21 protein-coding genes and 1 tRNA gene are annotated in these 23,078 nt (G+C 53.9%); 9 read left to right on the top strand and 13 right to left on the bottom strand.

The annotated features are described in order from the left end of the window. The first annotated feature begins 161 nt into the window (after nt 1-161). The 6 genes from F6Y09_RS09105 (at nt 162) to ltaE (ending at nt 4,831) form a co-directional block, all read left to right on the top strand. Nucleotides 162-785, top strand: coding sequence for a class I SAM-dependent methyltransferase (locus F6Y09_RS09105; RefSeq protein WP_152206627.1), 624 nt, complete (start codon nt 162-164; stop codon nt 783-785). An 87-nt stretch (nt 786-872) separates the two neighbouring features. Continuing rightward, nucleotides 873-959 (top strand) — tRNA-Leu (locus F6Y09_RS09100). Between the two features lie 285 nt (nt 960-1,244). Continuing rightward, on the top strand, nt 1,245-2,081 hold the full coding sequence (locus F6Y09_RS09095; RefSeq protein WP_152206626.1) for a hypothetical protein: 837 nt from the start codon (nt 1,245-1,247) through the stop codon (nt 2,079-2,081). 521 nt (nt 2,082-2,602) lie between these two features. Next, nucleotides 2,603-3,298: an aspartate/glutamate racemase family protein gene (locus tag F6Y09_RS09090; RefSeq protein ID WP_152206625.1), complete on the top strand. Its 696-nt coding sequence runs from the start codon at nt 2,603-2,605 to the stop codon at nt 3,296-3,298. A gap of 3 nt (nt 3,299-3,301) precedes the next feature. Then, a complete protein-coding gene (locus F6Y09_RS09085; RefSeq protein ID WP_152206624.1) occupies nt 3,302-3,685 on the top strand; it encodes a DUF2750 domain-containing protein in 384 nt (127 codons plus the stop codon). Between the two features lie 132 nt (nt 3,686-3,817). Then, on the top strand, nt 3,818-4,831 hold the full coding sequence (ltaE, locus tag F6Y09_RS09080) for a low-specificity L-threonine aldolase (protein WP_152206623.1): 1,014 nt from the start codon (nt 3,818-3,820) through the stop codon (nt 4,829-4,831). A 20-nt stretch (nt 4,832-4,851) separates the two neighbouring features. Here the strand turns inward: ltaE and F6Y09_RS09075 are convergent, their stop codons facing one another. Beyond that, a complete protein-coding gene (locus tag F6Y09_RS09075) occupies nt 4,852-5,268 on the bottom strand; it encodes a globin family protein (protein ID WP_152206622.1) in 417 nt (138 codons plus the stop codon). A 127-nt stretch (nt 5,269-5,395) separates the two neighbouring features. On the opposite strand from F6Y09_RS09075, the gene F6Y09_RS09070 reads away from it, so the two are divergent. Next, nucleotides 5,396-6,184 (top strand): enoyl-CoA hydratase, encoded by a 789-nt coding sequence (locus F6Y09_RS09070; protein WP_152206621.1) that lies wholly within the window; start codon nt 5,396-5,398, stop codon nt 6,182-6,184. Nucleotides 6,185-6,210: 26 nt separating this feature from the next. Here the strand turns inward: F6Y09_RS09070 and F6Y09_RS09065 are convergent, their stop codons facing one another. Then, entirely contained in the window at nt 6,211-7,566 is a 1,356-nt protein-coding gene (locus F6Y09_RS09065) for an MBL fold metallo-hydrolase RNA specificity domain-containing protein (protein ID WP_152206620.1), read from the bottom strand. 215 nt (nt 7,567-7,781) lie between these two features. Here F6Y09_RS09065 and F6Y09_RS09060 point away from each other — a divergent pair, with 215 nt between their 5' ends. Then, nucleotides 7,782-10,499 (top strand): HAD-IC family P-type ATPase, encoded by a 2,718-nt coding sequence (locus tag F6Y09_RS09060; protein WP_152206619.1) that lies wholly within the window; start codon nt 7,782-7,784, stop codon nt 10,497-10,499. A gap of 8 nt (nt 10,500-10,507) precedes the next feature. On the opposite strand, the gene F6Y09_RS09055 is transcribed toward F6Y09_RS09060, so the two are convergent. The 7 genes from F6Y09_RS09055 to F6Y09_RS09025 all read right to left on the bottom strand — a co-directional run bounded on the left by F6Y09_RS09055 (nt 10,508) and on the right by F6Y09_RS09025 (nt 16,745). Further along, complete coding sequence (locus tag F6Y09_RS09055; protein WP_425481828.1) at nt 10,508-11,158, bottom strand: cyclic nucleotide-binding domain-containing protein; 651 nt, start codon at nt 11,156-11,158, stop codon at nt 10,508-10,510. A 176-nt stretch (nt 11,159-11,334) separates the two neighbouring features. Further along, nucleotides 11,335-11,820, bottom strand: a complete 486-nt coding sequence (locus F6Y09_RS09050) for a DUF192 domain-containing protein (protein ID WP_218944138.1) — start codon at nt 11,818-11,820, stop codon at nt 11,335-11,337. Between the two features lie 21 nt (nt 11,821-11,841). Next, nucleotides 11,842-12,603, bottom strand: coding sequence for an ABC transporter permease (locus F6Y09_RS09045; protein ID WP_152206616.1), 762 nt, complete (start codon nt 12,601-12,603; stop codon nt 11,842-11,844). A 53-nt stretch (nt 12,604-12,656) separates the two neighbouring features. Then, a complete protein-coding gene (locus tag F6Y09_RS09040; protein WP_152206615.1) occupies nt 12,657-13,577 on the bottom strand; it encodes an ABC transporter ATP-binding protein in 921 nt (306 codons plus the stop codon). Between the two features lie 173 nt (nt 13,578-13,750). Beyond that, the gene (locus tag F6Y09_RS09035) at nt 13,751-15,217 is read right to left on the bottom strand and encodes a PhnE/PtxC family ABC transporter permease (RefSeq protein ID WP_152206614.1); all 1,467 of its coding nucleotides are present in this window, start codon (nt 15,215-15,217) and stop codon (nt 13,751-13,753) included. 8 nt (nt 15,218-15,225) lie between these two features. Further along, entirely contained in the window at nt 15,226-15,876 is a 651-nt protein-coding gene (locus tag F6Y09_RS09030; RefSeq protein ID WP_152206613.1) for a phosphonate ABC transporter ATP-binding protein, read from the bottom strand. Then, on the bottom strand, nt 15,876-16,745 hold the full coding sequence (locus F6Y09_RS09025) for a putative selenate ABC transporter substrate-binding protein (protein WP_152206612.1): 870 nt from the start codon (nt 16,743-16,745) through the stop codon (nt 15,876-15,878). The genes F6Y09_RS09030 and F6Y09_RS09025 overlap by 1 nt, the downstream gene beginning before the upstream one ends. A 219-nt stretch (nt 16,746-16,964) precedes the next feature. On the opposite strand from F6Y09_RS09025, the gene senB reads away from it, so the two are divergent. Next, nucleotides 16,965-17,948: a selenoneine biosynthesis selenosugar synthase SenB gene (senB, locus tag F6Y09_RS09020; RefSeq protein WP_246180437.1), complete on the top strand. Its 984-nt coding sequence runs from the start codon at nt 16,965-16,967 to the stop codon at nt 17,946-17,948. Here senB and selD read toward each other — a convergent pair. The 4 genes from selD to F6Y09_RS09000 form a co-directional block, all read right to left on the bottom strand. Beyond that, nucleotides 17,909-20,179: a selenide, water dikinase SelD gene (gene selD / locus F6Y09_RS09015; protein WP_152206611.1), complete on the bottom strand. Its 2,271-nt coding sequence runs from the start codon at nt 20,177-20,179 to the stop codon at nt 17,909-17,911. The two genes, senB and selD, sit on opposite strands and share 40 nt — an antisense overlap. After that, the gene (locus F6Y09_RS09010; RefSeq protein ID WP_152206610.1) at nt 20,179-20,889 is read right to left on the bottom strand and encodes a helix-hairpin-helix domain-containing protein; all 711 of its coding nucleotides are present in this window, start codon (nt 20,887-20,889) and stop codon (nt 20,179-20,181) included. The genes selD and F6Y09_RS09010 overlap by 1 nt, the downstream gene beginning before the upstream one ends. Before the next feature lie 48 nt (nt 20,890-20,937). Beyond that, on the bottom strand, nt 20,938-21,351 hold the full coding sequence (locus F6Y09_RS09005; protein ID WP_425481827.1) for a hypothetical protein: 414 nt from the start codon (nt 21,349-21,351) through the stop codon (nt 20,938-20,940). A 159-nt stretch (nt 21,352-21,510) separates the two neighbouring features. Next, nucleotides 21,511-23,046, bottom strand: a complete 1,536-nt coding sequence (locus F6Y09_RS09000) for a bifunctional GNAT family N-acetyltransferase/carbon-nitrogen hydrolase family protein (RefSeq protein ID WP_152206609.1) — start codon at nt 23,044-23,046, stop codon at nt 21,511-21,513. Between the last annotated feature and the right edge of the window lie 32 nt (nt 23,047-23,078).

Below are 23,078 nucleotides of genomic sequence, written 5' to 3'. Positions count from 1 at the left end.
AATCAGCTTGCGCCCGCCTGGCACTGCCTTTATCGCATCTTGTATATTGTTATTACCGGCGAATGTCTGCCATGTTGCAGATCACTAAAATATTGCATAGTTGTTAGGTGTTTAACGCAACTAAGGCCGTTAAATTCCTAAAACGGAGTATAGGGTACACCATGGGTTTTTACGATACGTACATCTTGCCCCACATCATTAACAAGGCTTGCTCCGTAGGCCAGGTAATGAAACTCCGACAACGGATAGTGCCGCGGGCAACCGGCGTGGTTCTGGAAGTGGGTATGGGTTCAGGCATCAACCTGCCACTGTACGATAGAAACGAAGTCATCAAGGTATACGGGCTGGAACCCTCAGAGGGCATGCGCCTGAAAGCCCAGTCCAATTTACGCCATTCACCGGTGGAGGTGGAATGGCTCGACCTGCCCGGGGAAGCCATCCCGTTGCCGGACAACAGCATAGACACCATTGTGCTGACGTTTACCCTCTGTACCATCCCGGACTGGGAAAAGGCCCTGGGCCAGATGTTCCGCGTGCTGCGCCCGGATGGAAAACTGCTGTTCTGCGAACATGGCCAGTCACCGGAGCCGGGAGTGGCGAAGTGGCAGAACCGGGTAACCCCCGGCTGGAAAAAGATCGCCGGCGGCTGCCACCTCAACCGCCCGATAACGGATTTCCTGACGCACGCCGGCTTCACCATCAAAGAGCTCGACAACCTGTACATGCCAAAAGCCCCCAGAATGGCGGCGTACATCTATTTGGGCCTTGCAGAAAAGCCCGCTTAGCAGCAACAGGCAAAGCAGGGGGCTAACAGAATTGCGTTCAAGGGCACGGCCTTATACAATCCCGACCCTCTTCTCAAAGATCCTCCTGCCCGGATGGTGAAATTGGTAGACACAAGGGACTTAAAATCCCTCGGCCGTTAGGCTGTGCCGGTTCAAGTCCGGCTCCGGGCACCATTAAAAACAATTAGTACTGTCCTTCCCGCCTTTAATTCAATCAACTCAAATTTCCAGTGGTGAAAGCGTAAACTGAACCGGCGTCTTTCAGTAACATGCTGTGACGCGATTAACGCAATGTAACCGTTGCATGCACAACCGTTACATACTAAAGTTAGGTGCAAACCTAGAGTGGTTTATGAGTAGTATGGAGTCCCACCTAGTTTGCCTGGCTCGCCAATTGGCTCCGGCATTACTTTTCGGAAAAGGGACATTGGCCGAAGCTGATATGTAGGAAAAAAAAAGATGTTTAAAAAGCCCGGAATTGTGTTGACAAGATTTTCTCTGATCTTCGCCATGCTTTCATTGGCCGCCTGTGGTGGCGGTGGTGGTGGCGGTTCATCGGATAATGGAAGTGATCCAGTGCCGGATGGTGGAAGTGACCCAGTAATTGTGGAGTCAGTCCTTAAACCAGGTGTGTTCAGTTCGACGATTACGTACGACTCAGGAGACACGGAAGAAGCTTTCGCGCTAATCAGCCCCTCAGGTGAGTACTCGATTTTCTCCAGCGAGAGTCAAACTGGAACCTTCGGGACACTGACGTTTCGTAGCGATGATACATTTTCTGGCAACGGGACAAGCGTTTTCCTGAATGGTACCTGGCAGTCTATCGATGGATCTGTTGAAGGTGGTGTTGTCGATCCCGAAGTATTTACCGCAACATTCGCTGCGGCCACAGCAGAGCCCGAGTTTGGCTTGGACGTGACAGGAACCCGCGAAAATGAGGTAAGTGATCTTCGGGTGACAATGGAGGATATCTCTGGAACTTATTCCATGATGACCGGCCAATTGACCACGACGGTGACTATAAATCCAAGTGCTGACGGAGGAGCAGTAACGGGATCTGACGGCACGGGCTGCTCCATTAATGGCACTATCGTCATACCCGATCCTGCCTATAACATTTTTGAGGGAGTTCTTTCGTTAACCAACTGCCCCGCTTTGAATGGGGTGTCGCCTGATCAGCGGAATGGCGATTATCCGGTTGTTGGATTTTTACAAACCTTAGAAGCTGGGGACAAGCTGCTTGCATTCGCTGGTACCAATGGCGAAGTGAGATCAGTGTTTATTGGCGACAACTAATAATGGATGTATTTTGCGGGAAGTCCCTGGGCTGGCCTCATTGTCATTAAACTGATGAATAGGCGGTATAGTCCGCTCCCTTAGCAAGATCGAAAAAGCCCGGGAATGGTTAAGGCCACCCGGGCTTTCTAATGGAGTGATACCTCTACCCAGGCATCGAAAAATATCGGGCAATATAGGCCCACTTAAAAGCCATCCCACGCTGAGATAAGTTCCGCGCCACCTCCTGCCAGCTAAAACACGACACTGCATATTTTCGCTTCATCTGAACAGAATCAACCTCTTCATTTTTGCCAAGATAAGATCCAACCCGGCTCTTTCCACTGCCGAAATTCGTTGACAGTTGGTAAGCCATTAAATAATGGAATCCTGAATAACACGTTGCTCTTTCGTTGAAGGATCATGGCAAGTTGTTTCCAGCTGATAGTCCAACAGGATACGCTGTCTTTGACTGTCCGGGTGAAGCATGCATATCCAAAAATCGGTAATAGTCAGCGCAGCTCCTCGCAGGGACAAGCCCCATGAAAACCATAGGTCTGATCGGCGGCATGAGTTGGGAATCCACTCAAACCTATTACCGCTTACTCAATAAGAAAGTCGGTGAGCAATTGGGCGGACTGCATTCGGCCAGGCTCGTTCTGTACAGCGTCGATTTTGCCGAGATTGAAGCTCTTCAGCATCAAGACAACTGGGAGGCTACTGCCGGGATTCTTGCATCGGCAGCGCAGGCTGTTGAGGCTGCGGGCGCTGACTTTCTTGTGATTTGTACCAATACCATGCACAAGGTCGCGCCTCAGATTGCGGAATCAACGGATTTGCCACTGCTGCATATCGCGGATGCCACCGCCAGGGTGCTGCTGGAGGACGGGGTAACCTGTGTGGGGTTGCTGGGTACACGATTTACGATGGAGCAGGATTTCTATCGCGAACGGCTCGTGGCTCACGGAATCGAGGTTCTGGTACCGGATGATAACCAGCGGGAGCTTGTCCATACCGTTATCTACGAAGAACTATGCCGCGGGGTGATTAACCCTGATTCCAGGGCTGCGTATCTTGATATAGTGTCGTCTTTGGCTGATCACGGGGCCCAGGCCGTGATCCTGGGTTGCACGGAAATAGGCCTGTTGATTCAAAGCTCAGATACCCCTGTAAAACTGTATGATACGACGGAAATACATGTGGATCAGGCGATAAAGCTTGCCCTGGAAGGAATGTAAACTATGAGCAGCGATCAATTGAAGCAAGTGCTGGATATGGATGGGGAAGAACGGTTCGACTACTTTTTGAGCAAAGTGGTTGAAGACCGGGAAATCTGGATACTGGTTAATGCCGAGAATCGATTTCTTAAGCTTGTTGCGGAAGATGGCGGCTATGAATATTTGCCGGTCTGGCCGGACTCGGATTTTGCCCGGGAATACTCGAAAGATTCCGATGGACTGGTGCCCAAGAGCATTTCGTTGCCGGAATTTTTCAAGAAATGGGTTCCGGGCCTGGAGAAGGACGGTCTGGAGATCGGTGTCTTTCCGGGGTCCGATAAAACCCTGTGGATCACAGAGCCATCAGAACTGAAAAGTGACCTGCAAGACGAGCTGTCCAATATTTGAGCCAACGCGCAGCTATTCTTGCCCTTCGTCTTATGCCTCGATTTGGCAGTCTGATGCTGTTGCCTGGGAATAGCCCATCAGTTGTCTACGTTCTGACAGGCTAATCAATATCAAACTTGAGGTGCTTATCCAATGACCATTGACCTGCGCAGTGACACCGTTACCCGACCTACACCCGCCATGCGGGAGGCCATGAACAAGGCTTCCGTCGGGGATGATGTGTTCGGGGATGATCCCAGTGTGAACGCGTTCGAGGAAGCGGTTGCTCAGCGCGCGGGCTATCCGGCGGCGTTGTTTTTCCCTACCGGCACCCAAAGTAATCTGACCGCGTTAATGTCCCACTGTCAGCGGGGGGATGAGTTTATTGCCGGTCAGCACGCTCATCTGTACAAGTATGAAGCCGGTGGTGGCGCAGTGCTGGGGAGCATTCAGCCTCAGCCGGTCCGGCACCAGCCGGATGGGACTTTGTTGCTGGATGATATTTCCGAGGCGATCAAGCCGGATGATTTTCACTTTGCCCGTACCCGGCTGCTGGCGCTGGAAAACACCTTTCACGGCAGGGTTATTCCCCAGGAGTATATTCAGAAAGCAACATCGTTTGCTAAAGAGCAGGGGCTTGCAACCCATCTCGACGGGGCGCGCCTTTTTAATGCGTCGGTTGCCACCGGGCTGCCGCTGTCGGAGCTTTGTCAGGGCTTCGATTCGGTGTCGCTGTGTTTCTCAAAAGGCCTTGGCGCACCAGTAGGCTCGGTGCTGGCGGGTAGTGAGGAATTCATTGCGACGGCAAGGCGGATCCGGAAAATGCTTGGTGGCGGCATGCGTCAATCCGGCATTCTTGCGGCGGGTTGTCACCACGCCCTGGACAATCATGTTGAACGGCTGGCAAAAGACCATCAGCATGCGTTGATGTTAGCAGAAGGGCTGGCAGGTATTACTGGCGTTGAGGTTTTATCCTGCGATACCAATATGGTGTTTGTCAGAATTCCAGAGCAGGATTGCGAGGGGCTGCGGGACTATATGGCTTCCCATGATGTGGTGATGATGCCATCAGCGCAAACGCGCCTGGTTACGCACCTGGATGTGTCTGCTGATGATATTGAGCGGGTTATCGGGTTGGTGCACACTTATTTTTCGGACAATCCATAGAGCTTGCTGATCCGCACCCGTCAGCAATGGTCGTACTTGAATTTCATATAGGTGATCCCGAGGCTCATCACCAGCCGCCAGGCCAGCTCGACATTGTCATTGAATTCGGGGTCATAGTCCTGAACGGTGGCCAACAGGCTGTCCAGCCATAAGTCGTATAAAGCGGGTTTGATGTCCAGTTCCCGGGCGCTGTGCATGTAGGCGATCTTTTCGAGCACATTGTCTGCAGCGCCGCTGGCGTAGAAGGCAATCAGGCTGTAGAAGGATTTTTTAAGCATCCGGCGCTGCTTTTCCATGTCGGTGTCCAGGAACCGTTCGCTGACCAGCTCGGACGATCTCAGAAAGTGCCGATAAAAGCTTTCGAAAAAATCCGTTCCATCCTTGCCTGCCGCAAGAACGCGTTCGTAGCTGGCATCGAAAATATTATCGTAGGACATGGAACTCGCCCCTTGAGGGTGGGTAAGGTCTATCTTAACTGTAGCAAAGATTCTGCGAACACCATTCGACACGATCCACAAACTCTTCAATACTGGTCTTGAACACCCAAAACAATACGGGGCTTTTATGACAATGTCCGATTCGTTCGTTCTCCTGCACACTGATGATGGCATCACCACACTGACGCTGAACCAGCCTGAGCGCAGAAACAGTCTTTCCATGGCCATGCTGGAAGCATTGTCCAGAGCGCTCAGCGAACTCGCCGAAGACGATAACACCCGGGTGGTCGTGCTAACGGCAACCGGTCCGGTGTTTTGTGCCGGTCATGATCTGAAAGAGATTCGGGAACAGTTTGATCAGCGGGACGCCCAACACCGTTTATTCGAGCTCTGCAGCAAAGTCATGCTGCAGATTGTCGGGTTGCCCAAACCGGTGATTGCCAGGGTTGATGGTGTTGCGACTGCCGCAGGCTGCCAGCTCGTGGCCAGTTGTGACCTGGCGGTTGTCACTGCCTCGTCCCGCTTTGCAACTCCGGGGGTCAATATCGGGCTGTTCTGCTCAACACCGATGGTGGCGTTGTCCCGCAACGTCTCCCGCAAGCATGCCATGGAGATGCTGTTAACCGGCAACATGGTGAGCGCTGAAAGGGCAGAGCAAATTGGCCTGGTCAATCACGTGGTGGACGCAGCATCGCTTGATGAGACGGTCCATACCCTGGCCACGACCATTGCCGGAAAATCCAGCCACACACTCAAAATCGGTAAAGAGGCATTCTATCGCCAGCTTGAGATGGGGCTTGCGGATGCCTATGACTACACCGCAAATGTGATGACTGAAAATCTGGCGGCCATGGATGCCCGGGAGGGTATTTGCGCCTTCCTTGAGAAACGTAAGCCGGACTGGAAAGGCCGATAATGACCAGTCTGGCCAACGGCACAGGGTTATAGCTCGACGCTGCTGAACAGCTCCGGTACTTCCGCATCCCACTTCATCCGCTCCTCAACGTGCTTGCGCATGGCGTCGGCGGCTAACGGTTCGCCGTGGGTGATAAAGACTTTCCGCGGCTTGATGTCAGACTGACCAAGCCAGGTGAGAATTTCCTCGTAATCACCATGGGCTGACAAAGTATCGAGGTTATAAACGCTGGCCTTTACGGGAATGTATTCGCCGTGAATCTTGACCTGTTCTGCTCCGTTCACCAGAGCATCTCCTCGCGTGCCCTGGGCCTGAAAGCCCGCAAACACAATACTGTTCCGGTGGTTCGGCGCCAGCGCCTTCAGGTGATGGAGAACCCGACCGCCACTTGCCATGCCGCTGGCGGAGATGATGATTGAGGGTGTCCGGCGGGCGGTCAGCTCAATGGACTCCTCGACTGTTCGTATGTAGGTGGTCCCGGCATCGATTTCTCGGCATTGCTCTGCCGAGAGGTGATGTTCGCGGTGGAAGCGATGAAAGACTTCCGTGGCGGAGATTGCCATGGGGCTGTTCAGATAAACCGGCACATCGGGAATGCGTTTTTGGCTCTTCAGTTCATGAATCAGATACAACAAAAGCTGCGCGCGGCCCACTGCGAAGGAAGGCACCAGTACGATGCCACCCCTTGCCATAGTCTCACTTATGATGGTCGCCAAGGCTTCCGTCGGGTCGATCGCGGGGTGTAATCGATTGCCATAGGTCGACTCCAGCACCAGGTAATCCGCTGCCCCCAGTTTGGCCGGCGGGCGCATGATCGGATCGTTCTGGCGCCCGACATCCCCGCTGAACACGATCGTTTTGCCCTCATGGCTCAGGGCAATGCAGGATGAACCCAGTATGTGGCCGGCAGGGCTGAAAAGGACGTTAACCCCGGCAGCCGGCACGCAGTCCTGGTTAAAATCATGCACCTCGAACTGCTTCAATGCCTTCAGTGCATCTTTAACAGTGAACAATGGCTCCGCCGGTGAGTGCCTTGAAAAGTGTTTCCGGTTGGCATAACGGGCATCCTCTTCCTGAAGATGACCAGCATCCGGCAACAGGATCTTGCATAGCTCATAGGTCCCGCGGGTGCAGTGAATCTTGCCGGTAAATCCTCGTTTCACCAAGCGGGGCAGGTACCCGCTATGGTCTATATGGGCGTGGGTGAGAAGCACGGTATGAATGGATTCCGGCGGTACCGGAAAACTGGCCCAGTTACGCCTGCGAAGCACTTTCACTCCCTGATATAACCCGCAATCCACCAGTATCCGGTGCTTCGATGTTTCAATCAGGTGCCTGGACCCGGTTACGGAATCCACTCCTCCCAGAAATTGCAGTCTCATCAACAGTATCCTCGTCGGGAACGGAATTTCCCCAAAGGCTCAGGTGTATTGAAATGGTGTTCCCAACTTTAGGCCGCCGCTGCCCTTATCTGCTTGATCTGTATCAAACCTGAGCGGTTCATTATCCGCAGAGCCGTTGACCTGAAACAAACTCCCCGTGCTGTGAAGCCTCACTATAAGAGGCATGTTTCCGCTGATCGGAAGAGGCCAAATTCATGGATTCGGACAATGCCTGGCACAGTCAGGAGCCTGCGGCCGTATTGGCAGAGCTTGATTCAACCCCGGACGGGTTGACAGAGGAGGAGGCCCGTTCACGTTTGGCCACCTATGGCCCTAACCAGCTAAGCGAGCAAGCTGGCAGGACCTTCCTGCGGCGAGTATGGGACCAATTCCAGAACGCTTTGATTTACGTATTGATGGGCGCTGCATGCATCACCGCATTGCTCGGCCACTGGGTAGACACCGGCGTTATAGTTGCGGTGGTGGTCATCAATGCCCTGGTGGGCGTGATTCAGGAGGGCAAGGCTGAGAAGGCGCTGCTGGCCATCCGGGCGCTGCTTTCGATTACAGCCATTGTTCAGCGATCAGGACAACGGCACACAGTGCCCGCTGAATCGTTGGTGCCTGGCGATCTGGTACATCTGCAATCCGGTGATTCTGTGCCTGCAGATCTTCGCCTGTTGAGGGTTCGGGAGTTGCGGATTGATGAGGCGATTCTGACGGGAGAATCCGAGCCTGCCTCAAAAACCGTTGAATCTGTGGCAACCGATGCACCGTTGGCTGAGCGATTCTGTATGGTTTACTCCGGAACACTGGTCACCGCTGGCACCGCAACGGGCGTTGTCGTGGCGACGGGAGCCGATACCGAGGTAGGTCGCATTAGCGGGTTACTCAATGAGGTGGAACCCCTCGCTACACCGCTGCTGCGCAAGATCAACCATTTTGCCCGCTGGCTTTCAGTAGCCACCCTTATACTGGCCGGTACCACGCTGCTGGTAGGCTGGCTCTGGCGGGGCTTCAGTATCCAGGAAATGTTTCTGGTGGCGGTAGGACTTGCGGTGGCGCTGATCCCTGAGGGGTTACCGGCGATTCTCACCATTACCCTGGCGGTCGGAGTGAGGCGCATGGCCAGGCGCAACGCCATCATTCGACAGTTGCCAGCGGTAGAAACCCTGGGATCATTAACCGTTGTCTGTACCGACAAAACCGGCACCCTGACCCGGAACGAAATGACAGTTACCGACATTATCACACGCGCAGGTTATTCCGCGGTCAGCGGCGTGGGCTACGACCCGGATGGCGAACTGGCGCATGACGGGCTGCCGTTAGACGTCAGCGCTCATCAGGATATTCAGCTGCTGGCCCGGGCGGCATTACTTTGTAATGACGCCACGCTCCACTTTAATAAGCAGCAGTGGCAGATTACCGGGGATCCAACCGAAGGTGCCCTGGTCACAATGGCGCTCAAATGTGACCTGGACAGCGTTGCGGAGATTCAGGCACAACCCAGGCTGGATGTTATTCCGTTTGAATCAGAGCACCGGTTCATGGCGAGCCTGCATCATGACCATAATGGCAGGCATTTCGTTTTCATCAAGGGCGCACCGGAGCGGCTGTTGGAAATGTGTCGCTACGAGCTCAACGACACAGCATCGCAACCCATTACTAAAGGGTATTGGCAGGACAGGGCGCATTCGCTTGCAGAGGATGGCAAACGGGTATTAGCCCTGGCCTACCTCGAAGTGCCCACAGGGAAAACGGAGTTGGTGTTTCAGGATGTTCTTGACGACCTGACGCTGCTGGGACTGGTGGCGATGATCGATCCACCCCGTCCCGAAGCGATCAGTGCAATTGCTTCTGCCCAGGCTGGAGGTATCCGGGTCAAGATGATCACCGGCGACCATGTGGGTACGGCCGCGGCCATCGCCCGGAGCATGAACATTGGCTCCGGACTCTCCCCGGTTAATGGTGCCATGCTGGAGAAGCTGAATGAGGAAGAGTTGCAGGTACTGGTAGCCGAGCGGGATGTATTTGCCCGTACCAGTCCGGAGCATAAGCTGCTGTTGGTTCAGGCCCTGCAATCCCGGAACCAGGTGGTGGCCATGACCGGTGACGGTGTCAATGACGCACCTGCGCTCAAGCAGGCGGATGTCGGGATTGCTATGGGCCACAAAGGCACTGAGGCTGCCAAACAGGCAGCTCGAATGGTACTGGCGGATGATAACTTTGCGTCTATTATCCACGCTGTTCGTGAAGGCCGAGTAGTCTACGACAATATCAGGAAGTCGCTGTTGTTTATTCTTCCTACCAACGGTGCAGAAGCGCTGAGCATACTGGCAGCTGTTATACTGGGCTTTATGATGCCGATCACGCCTGTGCAGATTCTCTGGATCAATATGGTGACGGCCGTTACCTTGTCGCTCACGCTGGCGTTTGAGCCAGCCGAGAATGACGTCATGGAGCGACCGCCCCGGTCACCTGCCGAATCTTTGTTCACCGGATTTCTGATCTGGCGGGTCGGCTTTGTTTCTGTCTTGATGGTGATGGCTGTATTCGGGTTGTTTGTCTGGTTTCGGTCTCGGGGCACAGATCTCGATACGGCCCGAACTATCGCCATTAACACACTGGTTTCGTGTGAAATATTCTATCTTTTGAATACGCGGATGATGACCGCTTCAGCTCTGGATTGGCAACGTCTCTGGACCAACCTGACCGTGTGGTACGCCATTGCTGCCTTGATTGTTATGCAGGCTATGTTTACTTACAGCGGCCCATTCCAGAAGTTGTTCGACACCCGCCCTTTGTCACTGACTCACTGGGGTGTCATTTTGATGGCCGCTCTTGCGGTCTTTGGCGTGGTCGAACTGGAGAAGTTTGTCTTTCGCAGGTCAGGTGCCGTCTCACGCTATACGCCGGCACCCCATAATTCCTGAGAAAGAAACTAGCCGGTTGCGACACAAAAGTCGGGGTTCTGTCGCAACTGGCGTTGCAAGGCATCCAGGTCAAGCAATTCAATATCCCGGCCGTCGAGTCTGATCTGTTGCTGTTTTTGCATGCGGCTCAGCACACGGCTGACCGTTTCCAGGGCCAGGCCAAGGAAATTTGCAATTTCACCTCGGGCCATCGGTAGCCGGAAACGTGTCGCTGATAATTTCCGCCTGGCCTGACGTGAGGAGAGTGTCAGAAACATCGAGATGATGCGTTCTTCCGCTGTGTTGTTGCTTAACAGCATCCCTAACTGCTCGGCTCCGGAAATTTCCTGGCTCATCAGGCGAAACAGGTAATGTTGAAGATGGGGCAGTTCCCGGGACAACTCTTCCAGCCGGTGAAAAGGAATCTCACAGACTGCGGACCGTTCCAGCGCTATAGCGGAGGAGGTGTAGCGCTCGCCAGTCAGGCCGTCCAGCCCGAACATTTCACCGGGCAGGTAAAACCCCAGAATTTTCTCATCACCCCGTTCACTGATGCGGACTGTTTTAACGGCACCACTTTTTACCACATAACAGGACTCGAAGGTGGCGTCCTGGGTGAATACAGCACTGCCACGATCGTAAGGGGTTTCTCTTTTAACTGCGGCGTTCAGGAGGCTCATGTCGCCAGTGCCAACCGCCAGAGGCAGACACAAACTACTAAGACTGCACCGATCGCAACTGGACGAAATAGCATGTAAAGACCGGGTCGGGATCGAATCCATGGAGCTAATCTTCCAATGAAAAGTATATCTTAACAGTATACCAATATTTACATAAACGATACGCACGGGAACAATTAATCGCAACCCTTGCCACGGCTGAATCGGTCACCTACAGCAAAATCGTTCTGAGCAAAAAAACCCTTATTCATTTCCAGCGCCAGTTCAAAGGCGGCGCCCGACGGATAGGTCGGGCATCGCAGGGCCTCGCTCGGGCAGGGCTCCATGGAATTGATAGCGCGGATCTTGCCTGAACGATCAATAAACGCGATATCCAGGGGGATCAGTGTATTGCGCATCCAGAACGCATGGGAAGGCGGCCGGGTGTCGCTATAAACAAATAGCATGCCGGATCTCTCATGGAGTATCTGCCGCCCCATCAAGCCTTGCTGTCGTTGTTCGGATGAGCGAGCTACCTCAATATCAATAGCCATGGTCTTTAAATCATTAATCAGGCAGGCAGACTCCACGTCGAACGACAGCTCATTGCTATGGACGCAACCTGCCATCGCCTGCAGCAGCAGACAGACCACCGGGATCCGTGCACGTTGTGAAGCCTTCATCAGATTCGCCTCCGGTGTCATTCAGCTACGCAGGCGATAGCCGGTTTTGAATATCCACCAGATTCCGGCCATACAGGCGAACAGGAATAACAGAGTCATGCCCACGCTGATGCCAACATGCACATCAGACACCCCGTAAAAAGCCCAGCGGAAACCGCTGATAAGGTACACCACCGGATTAAATAAGGTGATGGTTTGCCAGACATCCGGGAGCATATCAATGGAGTAGAAGGTGCCTCCCAGAAAAACCAGAGGTGTCACGATCATCAGCGGTACGATCTGGAGCTTTTCAAATCCATCCGCCCAGATACCGATAATGAAACCAAACAGGCTGAAGGTAACAGCGGTGAGAACCAGAAAGGCAAACATCCAGAACGGATGCAGAATCTCATAGGGCACAAACAGCCTGGCTGTAATCAGGATGATCAGCCCCAGAATGACGGACTTGGTAGCCGCAGCCCCTACGTAGCCAATAACCACTTCAACGTACGAAACCGGCGCCGACAACACCTCATAAATGGTGCCGGAAAACTTCGGCATGTAGATCCCGAAGGAGGCATTGGAAATACTCTGCATAAGGAGTGACAGCATGATCAGCCCCGGAATGATGAAGGCGCCGTAGCTTATGCCATCGATATCGCCCATTCGCGAGCCAATCGCAGAGCCGAACACCACAAAATAGAGACAAGTGGATATCACCGGCGAGGCAATGCTTTGCATCAGCGTTCGCCACATGCGGGCCATTTCAAACTTGTAGATTGCCCGTATTCCGTGCGTGTTCATCGTGTTCTCCAGAAAAGATGTACCAGAACCAGGCGGATTAGCCGGTAGCCGTATTATTCGTTAACAAGCCCGACGAAAATCTCTTCAAGAGAGCTTTCCCGAGTCTGAAGATCCTTGAAATCGATGCCCTGGTCACCCAGTTGCCGAAGCAATCTCGCCACGCCTGCCTGCTCCCGCTGGGCATCAAAGGTGTAGACCAGCTCATAGCCGTCCTCGGACAGTGCCAGCGGTTCAAGGGCCAGAATGCCGGGAATCTTGTCCAGCGGAGCCTGCAGATGTAACCGAAGTTCTTTTTTGCCGAGCTTGGCCATGAGGCGGTGGGTTTCTTCCACCAGAATAATTTCACCTTCCCGAATTACCCCGATGCGATCCGCCATTTCTTCCGCTTCCTCGATGTAGTGGGTCGTCAGAATAATGGTGACGCCCTTGTCTCGCAGCCCGCGGACCATGTTCCACATATCCCTGCGCAACTCCACGTCGACGCCGGCGGTGGGTTCATCAAGAAACAGAATCTGGGGCTCATGGGACAGTGCCTTGGCGATCATCACCCGCCGTTTCATGCCACCGGACAAGGCCATAATCCGGTTGTTGCGCTTGTCCCAAAGGGAAAGGTCACGAAGCACTTTCTCCAGATGGGCAGGGTCAGGCGCTTTGCCAAACAGGCCACGGCTGAACGCGACGGTATCCCATACGGTTTCGAACGCGTCCGTATTGAGTTCCTGGGGAACCAGGCCAATTTTGGAACGGGCCTGACGGTAATCTTTGACGATATCGTGGCCGGCCGCCAATACGCGCCCTTCGCTGAGGTTGACGATACCGCAGATGATACTGATCAGCGTGGTTTTCCCGGCTCCGTTTGGCCCGAGCAAGGCGAAGATTTCACCTCGTTTGATATCGAGGTTTATTTTCTTGAGGGCGTGAAATCCGTCTGCGTAGATCTTGCTCACATTCTGGATGGAGATGTCTGGCTGCACGATGGAATCCTGTTGGTGAGGAATCGATAGGAAAAATCGACACCAGGCACCGTGATCTGGAGGTGCCGAAAAAGCTGCGATATTTTCTCACGATGACAAGGCCTTGCGGAACCCTGAATTGCACCTATACGCCGGTTTGGGCACTCCGGATGGGCACTCGTTAACGGTGCGAGTCAGCAAGTCGGCATGGTCTGCAAGGCGAGGCGCCGTCGGATGAATCGCGACAATCCGTCAATTCCGATATTTAACATGGCTGTGATCAGGATCAGTACCATGGCACGGTCAAACTGAATGTTCTGGATGGCGCTATCAATGTAAAACCCCAGCGTTGCCACACCCAGAATGCCCAGGATGGCCGTCTCCCGCATGATGATTTCCCAACGGTAGAATAGAAATGCCAGGAACGAGCTGTAAACCCGGGGTACCAGTTCATAGCTGTATCGATTCAGGCCGCGAGCCGCATCAGCCCTGAGCTTGATGTTGTTGCTCTGTCGACCAATGAGATGACCGATAATGCCACCGTTATGCAGCGCCAGGGCGACAACGGCGGGCAACATGGACGGCCCCCACAGCTGCAGCAGGATATAAGCCAGAATATACTCCGGCGTGGATCGTGCGATAACCAGAAAAATATGCCCGGACGTGCGTCGTACAGGGCCGCCGAAATGGGTTGAGATCAGCGGGAATGCCAGCAGAGCCAGCAACCCGGTAAAGACCAGCGCTATCTGGGTGAGAACCACAGTATTCCAGATACCGGGTATCGCCTCAGTCAGCATCAGGTCACCAAGCCAGGCTCCAAACTCTCCCAGGCCTTCATTATTTCTGATCGGGGAGGGAACAATATCCTCGGTAAAAAACCGCGCTACATTGCCCCACACAATCGGTAAGCCTTCCCCCAGAAAGAAGGGCGCACCAACCACATAGATCGGCAGCAGCTTGGGCTTGACCCACCAGGGAATGGTCGCAATCAGCACGTAAAACAGAATCAGCAGGGCGCCGGCTTCCGAGTACTGGCCCTGGGAAAAAGAACTCTCCAGATAGAAGCCGATCGTGGGCAGCCCGACAAAGCCCAGGATGGCGCTCGAACGCATACCGCATTCCAGGCGATAGGAGGTATAGGTGCGAATTCTGTCCCACACGTCAGGCACTCTGGCGTACAGGAACATGGAGATGGCACTTGTGCCCGTTGGCAACAGCGTTCTGGGTTCCGGGTCAGCTTCATCCAGAATTTCCGAATAAACCTTGGCGAAGATACCGGAATAGGGGATCGCAATGGCAAGTACCCCGGTGAGCGGATGAAAGCCAAAGAACTGCAGGAAAATCAGCGCCCAGAACAGCTCATGAATAGCACGAATGAAGGCTGAAAAAAGCCGGACAATCCGCCATCGGTACATCAGCGCCAGCAAAAAGCCACACATGCTGCCCAGGGCGACGCCAGTAAACGCAAACGCAACCGTTCTCAGAATGGCCGTTGCCAGGCCTTCGGTTGAAAAAAAATCGGGTGTTACCACCCCGAGGAAAAACCTGCCCAGGTCCCGCCACGGGTTTATGGAAGTGATTGCGATATCCGAGAAGGCCAGCGCGATAATGGCGATAGCGACAAACAGGAAGGTAGTACGAACGGTAGGGTAGGAGAACATGTATCGGCTCAGTACAACGGCAATATGTCGGTTTCAGACAGCCGGGAACTGGCTTCATCAAGTGCAATCTGGCCATCCTGTATGCCCACGATTCTCTGGCAGTACCGCAGGGCCAATTCGACGTCGTGCAGTGCTATCACGGTAGTTTCGTAGGCCTCATTAAGCAGCGACATGACAACATGGGCCATGGGGCCGTCGAGCGCTGACACCGGCTCATCTGCCAGCAGCATGGTGGCGTCCCGGTAGATTGCACGCGCGATCGCCACCCGTTGTCGCTGGCCGCCGGAGAGGCTCGATACGGTGGCCCGGACTTTTCCCAGAATGCCCAACTGATCCAGCAACGGCTCAATATCTGCACGCTCACGCTCGAAAGGGCGCATAAGCGTGACGATGTTGTACCAGTTCGGATGCTGGTCAAGCCTGGCCATATAAACGTTGTGAAACACCGGCAGGGCGTGGACGAGCCCAAGATCCTGTGGAATCAGTGAAGCCTGGCTGTTGGCCTGCTGATACAACATCCGGATCAGGGTCGATTTGCCAGCGCCGCTTTTACCCACCAGGGCAATTCGTTCTCCCGGCTTGATATCAAGTGAAAGCGGGCCAAGGACCCGCTCACCACCAAAAGAAGCCGTGACACCGGACAGCTTGATGCCTGTCATCAATCAATGATTCCGAGTTGCTTTGCAACTTCCTCGATCGGCTCGTAGTCATCATTGGAGGCGGGCACAAAACCAGACCTTGGGAAGCTTTCAAGTAGCTTGGGATCGTCCAGTGCCAGCAAGGCCTGCTTTACCCGCTCTTTGAAACCGTCACCAAAGCGTTCATTGACGTCACCACGAATACTCCACTGATAGTTGGGGTAGGCGGGTGTCTTCCAGATGATCTTGACACTGTCGGTGTCAATATTGCCGTCTTCCAGTTCCTTCTCCCAAACCTTGTAGTTCAGGGCGCCAACTTCATAGGTGCCAGCTTCAACCAGTCTCAGTGTCCGGGTGTGGTTGCCACTGAAACCCACCCGTGTGAAGACTTCCTCGGGCGCTTCTCCGAAAATCTTGCGGATGTGGTATTCGGGAATCAGGCGGCCGGAGGTTGAACCTTTGGAGCCAAAGGTAAAGGTCTTGCCACGCACCTCTTCAGGTAAGGTATCTGACCGCTCCAGACCGGTGCTCTTGTGAGCAATGAAGTAGTTGAAGAACTCCTGGTCTTCCACGCCCTGAGCCAATGCTTCTGAATCTTCAACCAGCGCACGGGCCTGAACGCCGGACAGCCCGCCGAACCAGGCCAGTTGTACCTGGTTATTGCGGAATGCTGAAATAGCCGCTGCGTAGGACTTAACCGGAATATAGCGAACTTCGACATCGAGTTGTTTGGAAAGATAATCCGCTATGCCACGGAAACGTTCTACCAGCTTGGTTTCGTCCTCGTCGGGAATGGCCGTGAACACGAACGTTTCGGCGTAAGCTGGCACTATCGATATCAGGGCGAGAAGGAGTGAAAGCGCAGTGTGTCTGATTAATCGTGAAAACATAGGCGAACCCTTGCGATGGTCAGTGGATAGATACGTCTGAATCATGCCCCATGATGGCAAGCGACGGACAGGATACTCTTAATCCAGATTATGATGAACCTACATACGTGCAGGAGCCCGGTTCAGCCTTTGTTTTTTCGACTGATTGTTACTATTTTTCCCAGTTTGACGTACAACATCATCCGTTCTATCAAAAGACTTGAGTGAGGCGTTGCTTCGATGCTGCATATCTTGATTGTGACACCCGCCGAACCGGACTCGAAAGCGGGTAACCGCGCTACTGCCGAGCGTTGGGGGAATTTGCTGGTAGACCTGGGGCACAGTGTTTCCATCATCACCCGGTATCATGGCGAAGCCGCAGATCTTATGATTGCTTTGCATACCTGGCGCAGCCACCAGGCGATTACGCAGTTTCATGCCAGACATCCGGGGGTGCCCTTGATCGGTGTCCTCACCGGGACGGACGTCTACAGCCCTCAATTTCGAAATGAACCCGCAACCCATGAGTCTATGGCACTGTCAGATGCACTGATCGGTTTGCATCGGGCGGTGGCAGAGGACATTCCCGAACAGTTCCGTGCCAAGGTCCGGATCGTGCTTCAGTCGGCTGAAAAACCGCTTCAGAAAAATGCTCCCGCGACTGATACCTTTGACTGTTGTGTTATCGGTCACTTGCGGGATGAAAAAGACTCCTTGCGAGCGGCACTGGCAGCCCGGCGTTTGCCGGCCGACTCCCGAATCCGGATAGTCCAGGCAGGTAAACCCCACAGCCCGGATTGGCGGGCGAGGGCGGAACAGGAAGCAACGCTCAATCCGAGGTTCCGTTGGCTTGGGGAGATTGACCGAGCAGGGGTGAGCTCACTGATGACGACGAGCCAGCTCATGGTTATCAGTTCCCGAATGGAAGGCGGCGCCAACGTGGTATCTGAAGCCTGCCGGGCAGGGCTGCCGATTATCGCCTCGGATATCCCCGGCAATCGTGGATTACTGGGAGACGCCTATCCCGGCTTCTATCCTGTGGCGGATGATCAAGCCCTGGCGAGGCTGTTACTCAGGGCTGAGCGCGACGCTGAGTTTCTGTCGGGGCTTCGGAGCAACATTACCCGGCTTGCCGGAGATTTTACTCCGGCTGCCGAACAAGCCGCCCTGGCGGCGGCCATTGGTTATGCCTTCAACAGGATAGGTTCGATTGCATCCCCCTGAGGGACAATTCGACCGATAATGGCGGTGTGGGCATAGCCAAGTGCTTTGAGCTCCGCCACGCAGGCATCTGCCTTGTCTGCCGCGACACTTGCCAGCAAGCCTCCCGCTGTCTGGGGATCAAAAATCAACGGGTATCTCGGGTGCTTGACCCACTCTTCCTGATTGCGGATGCCGCGACGAAGGCGAATGTTTGCGGGTTGAAGCGAGCTGAGAATGCCGGCTGCTGCGGTTTCTTCGGCGCCAGGAAGTACCGGGATGGAACCCAGATTCAACTCGGCATCTACGCCAGACGGTCGCGTCATTTCAACCAGATGCCCCAGTAACCCGAAGCCTGTGACGTCAGTACAGGCTTCTGACCCGTACCGACGAAGACAGCGGGCGCCCTCCAGATTCGACTGCATCATCGAGGTCAGGGCACTGTCAATCCACCGCCCGCGGGCTGCAAGTTTTGCGTGCGCTGCAAACAACGTCCCGGTACCAATTGGCTTGGTCAGAATCAACACGTCGCCGGCCTTGAGACCACTCTTGCTCATCACTTGTTTCGGATCAATCAGGCCATTAACCGCAAACCCGAGCGCCAGCTCCCGACCTTCACCGGTATGGCCTCCGACCAATGCGCAACCCGCTTCGTTCAGAACCTCCACCGCACCGGTCATCATCTGGAAAACAATGTCTTCGACTTTGGATTCGATACCGTAAGGGACGGTGGCTACTGCAGTCGCACTCTGGGCTTCCGCGCCCATGGCAAACACATCGCCGAGGCTGTGGTTTGCTGCAACACGGCCGAACACATAGGGATCGTCGATGAACGACCGAAAAAAATCTACCGTATGAACCACGGCTTTACCCGGTGGCACAATGAGTACGGCGGCGTCGTCAGGGGCATGGAGGCCGACCAGGATGTCGTCGCGCTCGATCGGTCGTAATTCACCAAGCGCCCGGGACAACACAGTACTGCCGACTTTTGCGCCACAACCGCCACAGCGCATGGCCACGGCTGAAATAGCCTGGGAAGCTTCTTCCTTGTTCTGGGCCGCTGAGGTGTCCGGCACATTGGCATTCTCTGCCATCGCCGGCAGATTATTGAACTTGGCCATAAACCGGCGGTCGATCCAGTCTTTCCAGCGCCAGACCAGTTTGCCGGAGCGCGCTTTGTCACCCCTTGAGGCGATGGCGTACTTGTCACCCGTGCTGATCAGGGCAAGCCATTTTTTCTGGGGTACAAACGGCTTCGGTTTGCGGCCCAGTGCGGCAAGCCGAAGGTTATCGGCAAGCGGGCGACCCTGACGCACCGCAAACACACCGGCTTTTTCACGGGGGTACTTAGTAACGTTGGCGATATCGCCCGCTGCAAAGATGTTCTTGTCAGTTTCAGTCTGAAGGGTGTCTTCAACACGAATAAACCCGTCGTCGTCCAGTGCCAGCCCTGTAGCTTGCAGCCACTCGGGGCCGCCGGCACGGGTGACCCAGAGAATCTCGTCCGCTTTCAGAGTCTCTCCGGACTCGGTAACCAGTTTACCCGCTTCCACTTCTGTGACCGGGAAGCCGAGATGCATCTGAACGCCGCGGGATTTGAGGCATTCTTCGAACTTTGCCCGCACCTTCTGATTATGGGTCGGAAGAATCGTTGTAGCGGCGTCAAGCAAATGGAACGATAGCTGGTCTGGATCACCGCCCCGGGCCTTGAGTTCCCGGCGCAGCCGAAACTGCATAGCCAGGGTGAGTTCAACCCCACCGGCACCTGCGCCCACCACAGCCACAGTCATCGGACCCTGATGATTCTCGATACGCGTCAGTAAAGATAACCAGCGCGCATTGAAGCCATTGATGGGCTTGACCGGTACCGCATGGTCCTGGGCGCCGGGCACATCACTGACCCGGGGAGCCGACCCGATATTTATCGAGAGCAGATCATAGGGCACTGCCGGACGGTTACGGCAAACCACTCGCTGGGAGTCACGGTCAATACCAACGGCCTCATCCCGATAAAAACGCGCACCGGCGAATTCTGCCAGTTTGCTCAAATCGATATGAACGTCATCGTAGCTGTAATGACCTGCAACATAGCCCGGCAACATACCGGAGTAGGGCGTGTGGGTGTCACGGCAGATCAGGGTAAGCCGCACACCCGGTACGGGGTGCATTGCAAAACGTTTCAGAACACCTACGTGACTATGTCCGCCACCGATGAGGACGATGTCACGCAGGACAGGCTGTTCGGTTACTTGCATCAGGTGAGTTTCTTCGCTTCTGCTGGCCAGGTGTCAAATCCTTTCATGGAAGAAAATGCTTTGAGCTTTTCTTGATCCGCTTCTGTCGGGTTCGCAATCTGATCAATGGAGGTGATTCCTGCTTCCTGCATTTTCTTCGCCGTCGCAGGCCCAACTCCTTTCACCAGGGTGAGGTCAGATTTGTTGACGGGTTTGGCCGGCGCTTTCTTGGCTGCAGCTGGCTTGGTAGTGGTTGAAGCGGCAGCAGCATCAGACGCGGCTTTCGCGGTCGCTTTTTGAGTCTTGGCCGCTGCTTTGTCTGCTTTTGCAGCGGCTTTCTTTGGTGCAGATGCCGCTTTCTTCTGGGCTTTCTTTGCCGTGCTTTTGGTCGTGCTTTTAGCTTTCGAACCAGCCGAATCAGCGGCTTTCCCAGCTTCCTTTTTCGCCTTCTTGCTGGCTACACCAATACGTTCCAGTACCGAGTTCTGAATTTCCTGGAATTCGCCAAGGCGACGCTCCAGCTCTTCGTTGAAGCGCTTCATCTCGCGCTCACGTAAATGGTCGATATCACCCACCAGTTTACGGATGGGTTCCTGTATCTGGCTTTGCAGCGAATCAAACTGCTTGAGGGCATCGCTGATCAGGCTTTCGATCTGGCTTGATGTCTTCTCGAATTCCTTGTTTACCTTTTCGACAATCTTGTCAACGCTTGGTTTTTCTTTTTTAGCCATGATGGTGCTCTCCCTTGAGTCTTTTTCTGATGTTGTATCAAGTGTGGTTCAGGCGGTTTGACTGAAGCTGGATGACGTAACAGATCGGCGTGAGCGAAGGGACTGCTTTTTGCTCAATACATTTCGTATTCGGGTCAATTTTTCGGATAACGAAGAGTCGGAGTGAGATTCTACCGAGATGAAATCAACAGCATAGAAATAATTGCTGCAGTGTTTTCTACGTTCGGTGACCAGCCCACTTACACCTTCGGCTTCGATATTATCGATAGGCATATTCATTACTAGATCCAGCAACAACGTGTCGCCAGGCTTAAAAACCTTGTCTGTCTTGAGCACACAGCTGAATTCATCGAGAGCGTAAAGTTTTGCCTCAATGCGCTCCTTTCTGAAAAGCCCGCGTTTAACCGAAAAACGGGCAATCAGATCGGGGAGTGCTTCAATCAATTCAGTCTGTCGTTGCATGTTCCTTCCATCAATCAGGGCGAACTGCTGATCTATCGCCTTTCGCCTTCATCTGATATTCAACTCGTGGTTAAACAATAGTCAGTGGACAAACATTTGGCAATAGCCCCAACACAATACCTCAGGGTTTTGAGACGGGGCTTCAAGTGTTGGCACTGGCTATTCGGGCCAATTGCTCATCATTCGCACTTCGAACAGATCCGTTCGACGGTCCTTGAGATTGGTTACCGAACCCTCATTCCTGACCAGCTTCAGCTTTTCCAGATCCATATCCGAGAACATGATCATCTCGGTATTCGGAGTCGTTTCCGCCATCACGGCATCGTGGGGAAAAGCGAAATCCGATGGCGAGAATACGGACGATTGCGCGTATTGGACGTCGAGGTTTTCAACTTTTGGCAAGTTGCCAACGCTGCCGGTGATTACCACATAGCATTCGTTTTCAATGGCTCGTGCCTGGGCGCAATGACGTACCCTCAGATACCCGTTCTTGGTGTCCGTCCAGAATGGCACAAGGATGATATCCACCTCCTGGCTGGCAGCAATTCGGCCGAGTTCCGGAAATTCGATGTCGTAGCAGATCATGATGGCGACGCGGCCTGCGTCAGTTTCAAAGACTTTAAATTTGTCTCCCCCCTCGATTACCCAGTCCCGACGCTCGTGGGGCGTGATGTGGATCTTGCGTTGTTCGTCAACGCGGCCATCCCGGTGACAGAGATAAGATACGTTGTAAACCCGGTCATTCTCCAGCAGCGGCATGGAGCCGGTAATAATGTTGATGTTGTAGCTCACCGCCATTTCCGACATTTCATCCCGGAATTGCTGGGTGAAGCCCGCCAGGAAACGGACGGCACGGGTCTGATCCATCTGATCCGTCAAACCCATCAATGGAGCATTAAAAAACTCGGGAAACAGCGCAAAGTCACTCTTGTAGTCGGACAGGGCATCGACAAAATACTCAACCTGTTCGAGTACTTCTTCCACCGATCCGAATTCTCGCATCTGCCACTGTACGGCACCCAGCCTGACCTGGGTTTTCTTGACGTTCAATACCGAGGATGGAGGCGTGTAGAGGATGTTATTCCACTCGAGAAGAGTGGCGTAACCCAATGATTTCTCGTCTTCCGGGAGATACTTGTGCATCAGGCGGGTGACCTGGAAGTCATTGGATAACTGGAAGGTCAGAATGGGGTCGTAGATTTCCTTCCGGTCAACCCGCTCGATGTACTCCGCAGGCGTGTATTGGTCCGAATATTTGTGATAGTTCGGAATACGGCCGCCGGCCAGAATGGCCCGCAGGTTCATCGAACGACACAATTCCTTACGGGCTTCATACAAACGACGCCCGAGGCGGTAGCCACGATATTCCGGGTCAATGAATACATCGAGCCCATACAGGGAGTCGCCTTTGGCGTTATGCCAGATTTTTTCATTCTTGAGGATCAGATCATCATAGGTATGGGGGTTGCTGAAACGTTCATACCCGACCAGTACCGTGAGGGCGACTGCGATCAGTTCGCCGGAATCTTCAATACAGATTTGACCGTCCGGGAATTGCTCCACCAGCGCTTCGATCGTTTCCCTGGGCCAGGCACCACCAATGTCGTCATAGATTCGGTCCATCAAAATCTTGAGCTGGTCATAGTCGTCCAGCGTGAGATTTCTCAAGTTCAGGTGCAGTTCTTCATGGGCCATAAAAGCGAAACTCCGGATAATTTTAATAACAG

The sequence above is a fragment of the Marinobacter changyiensis genome (assembly GCF_009193265.1).
Classification (GTDB): domain Bacteria; phylum Pseudomonadota; class Gammaproteobacteria; order Pseudomonadales; family Oleiphilaceae; genus Marinobacter; species Marinobacter changyiensis.
Note: the sequence above shows the minus strand (reverse complement) of the source record. Positions and strands in the feature narration are given on the sequence as shown.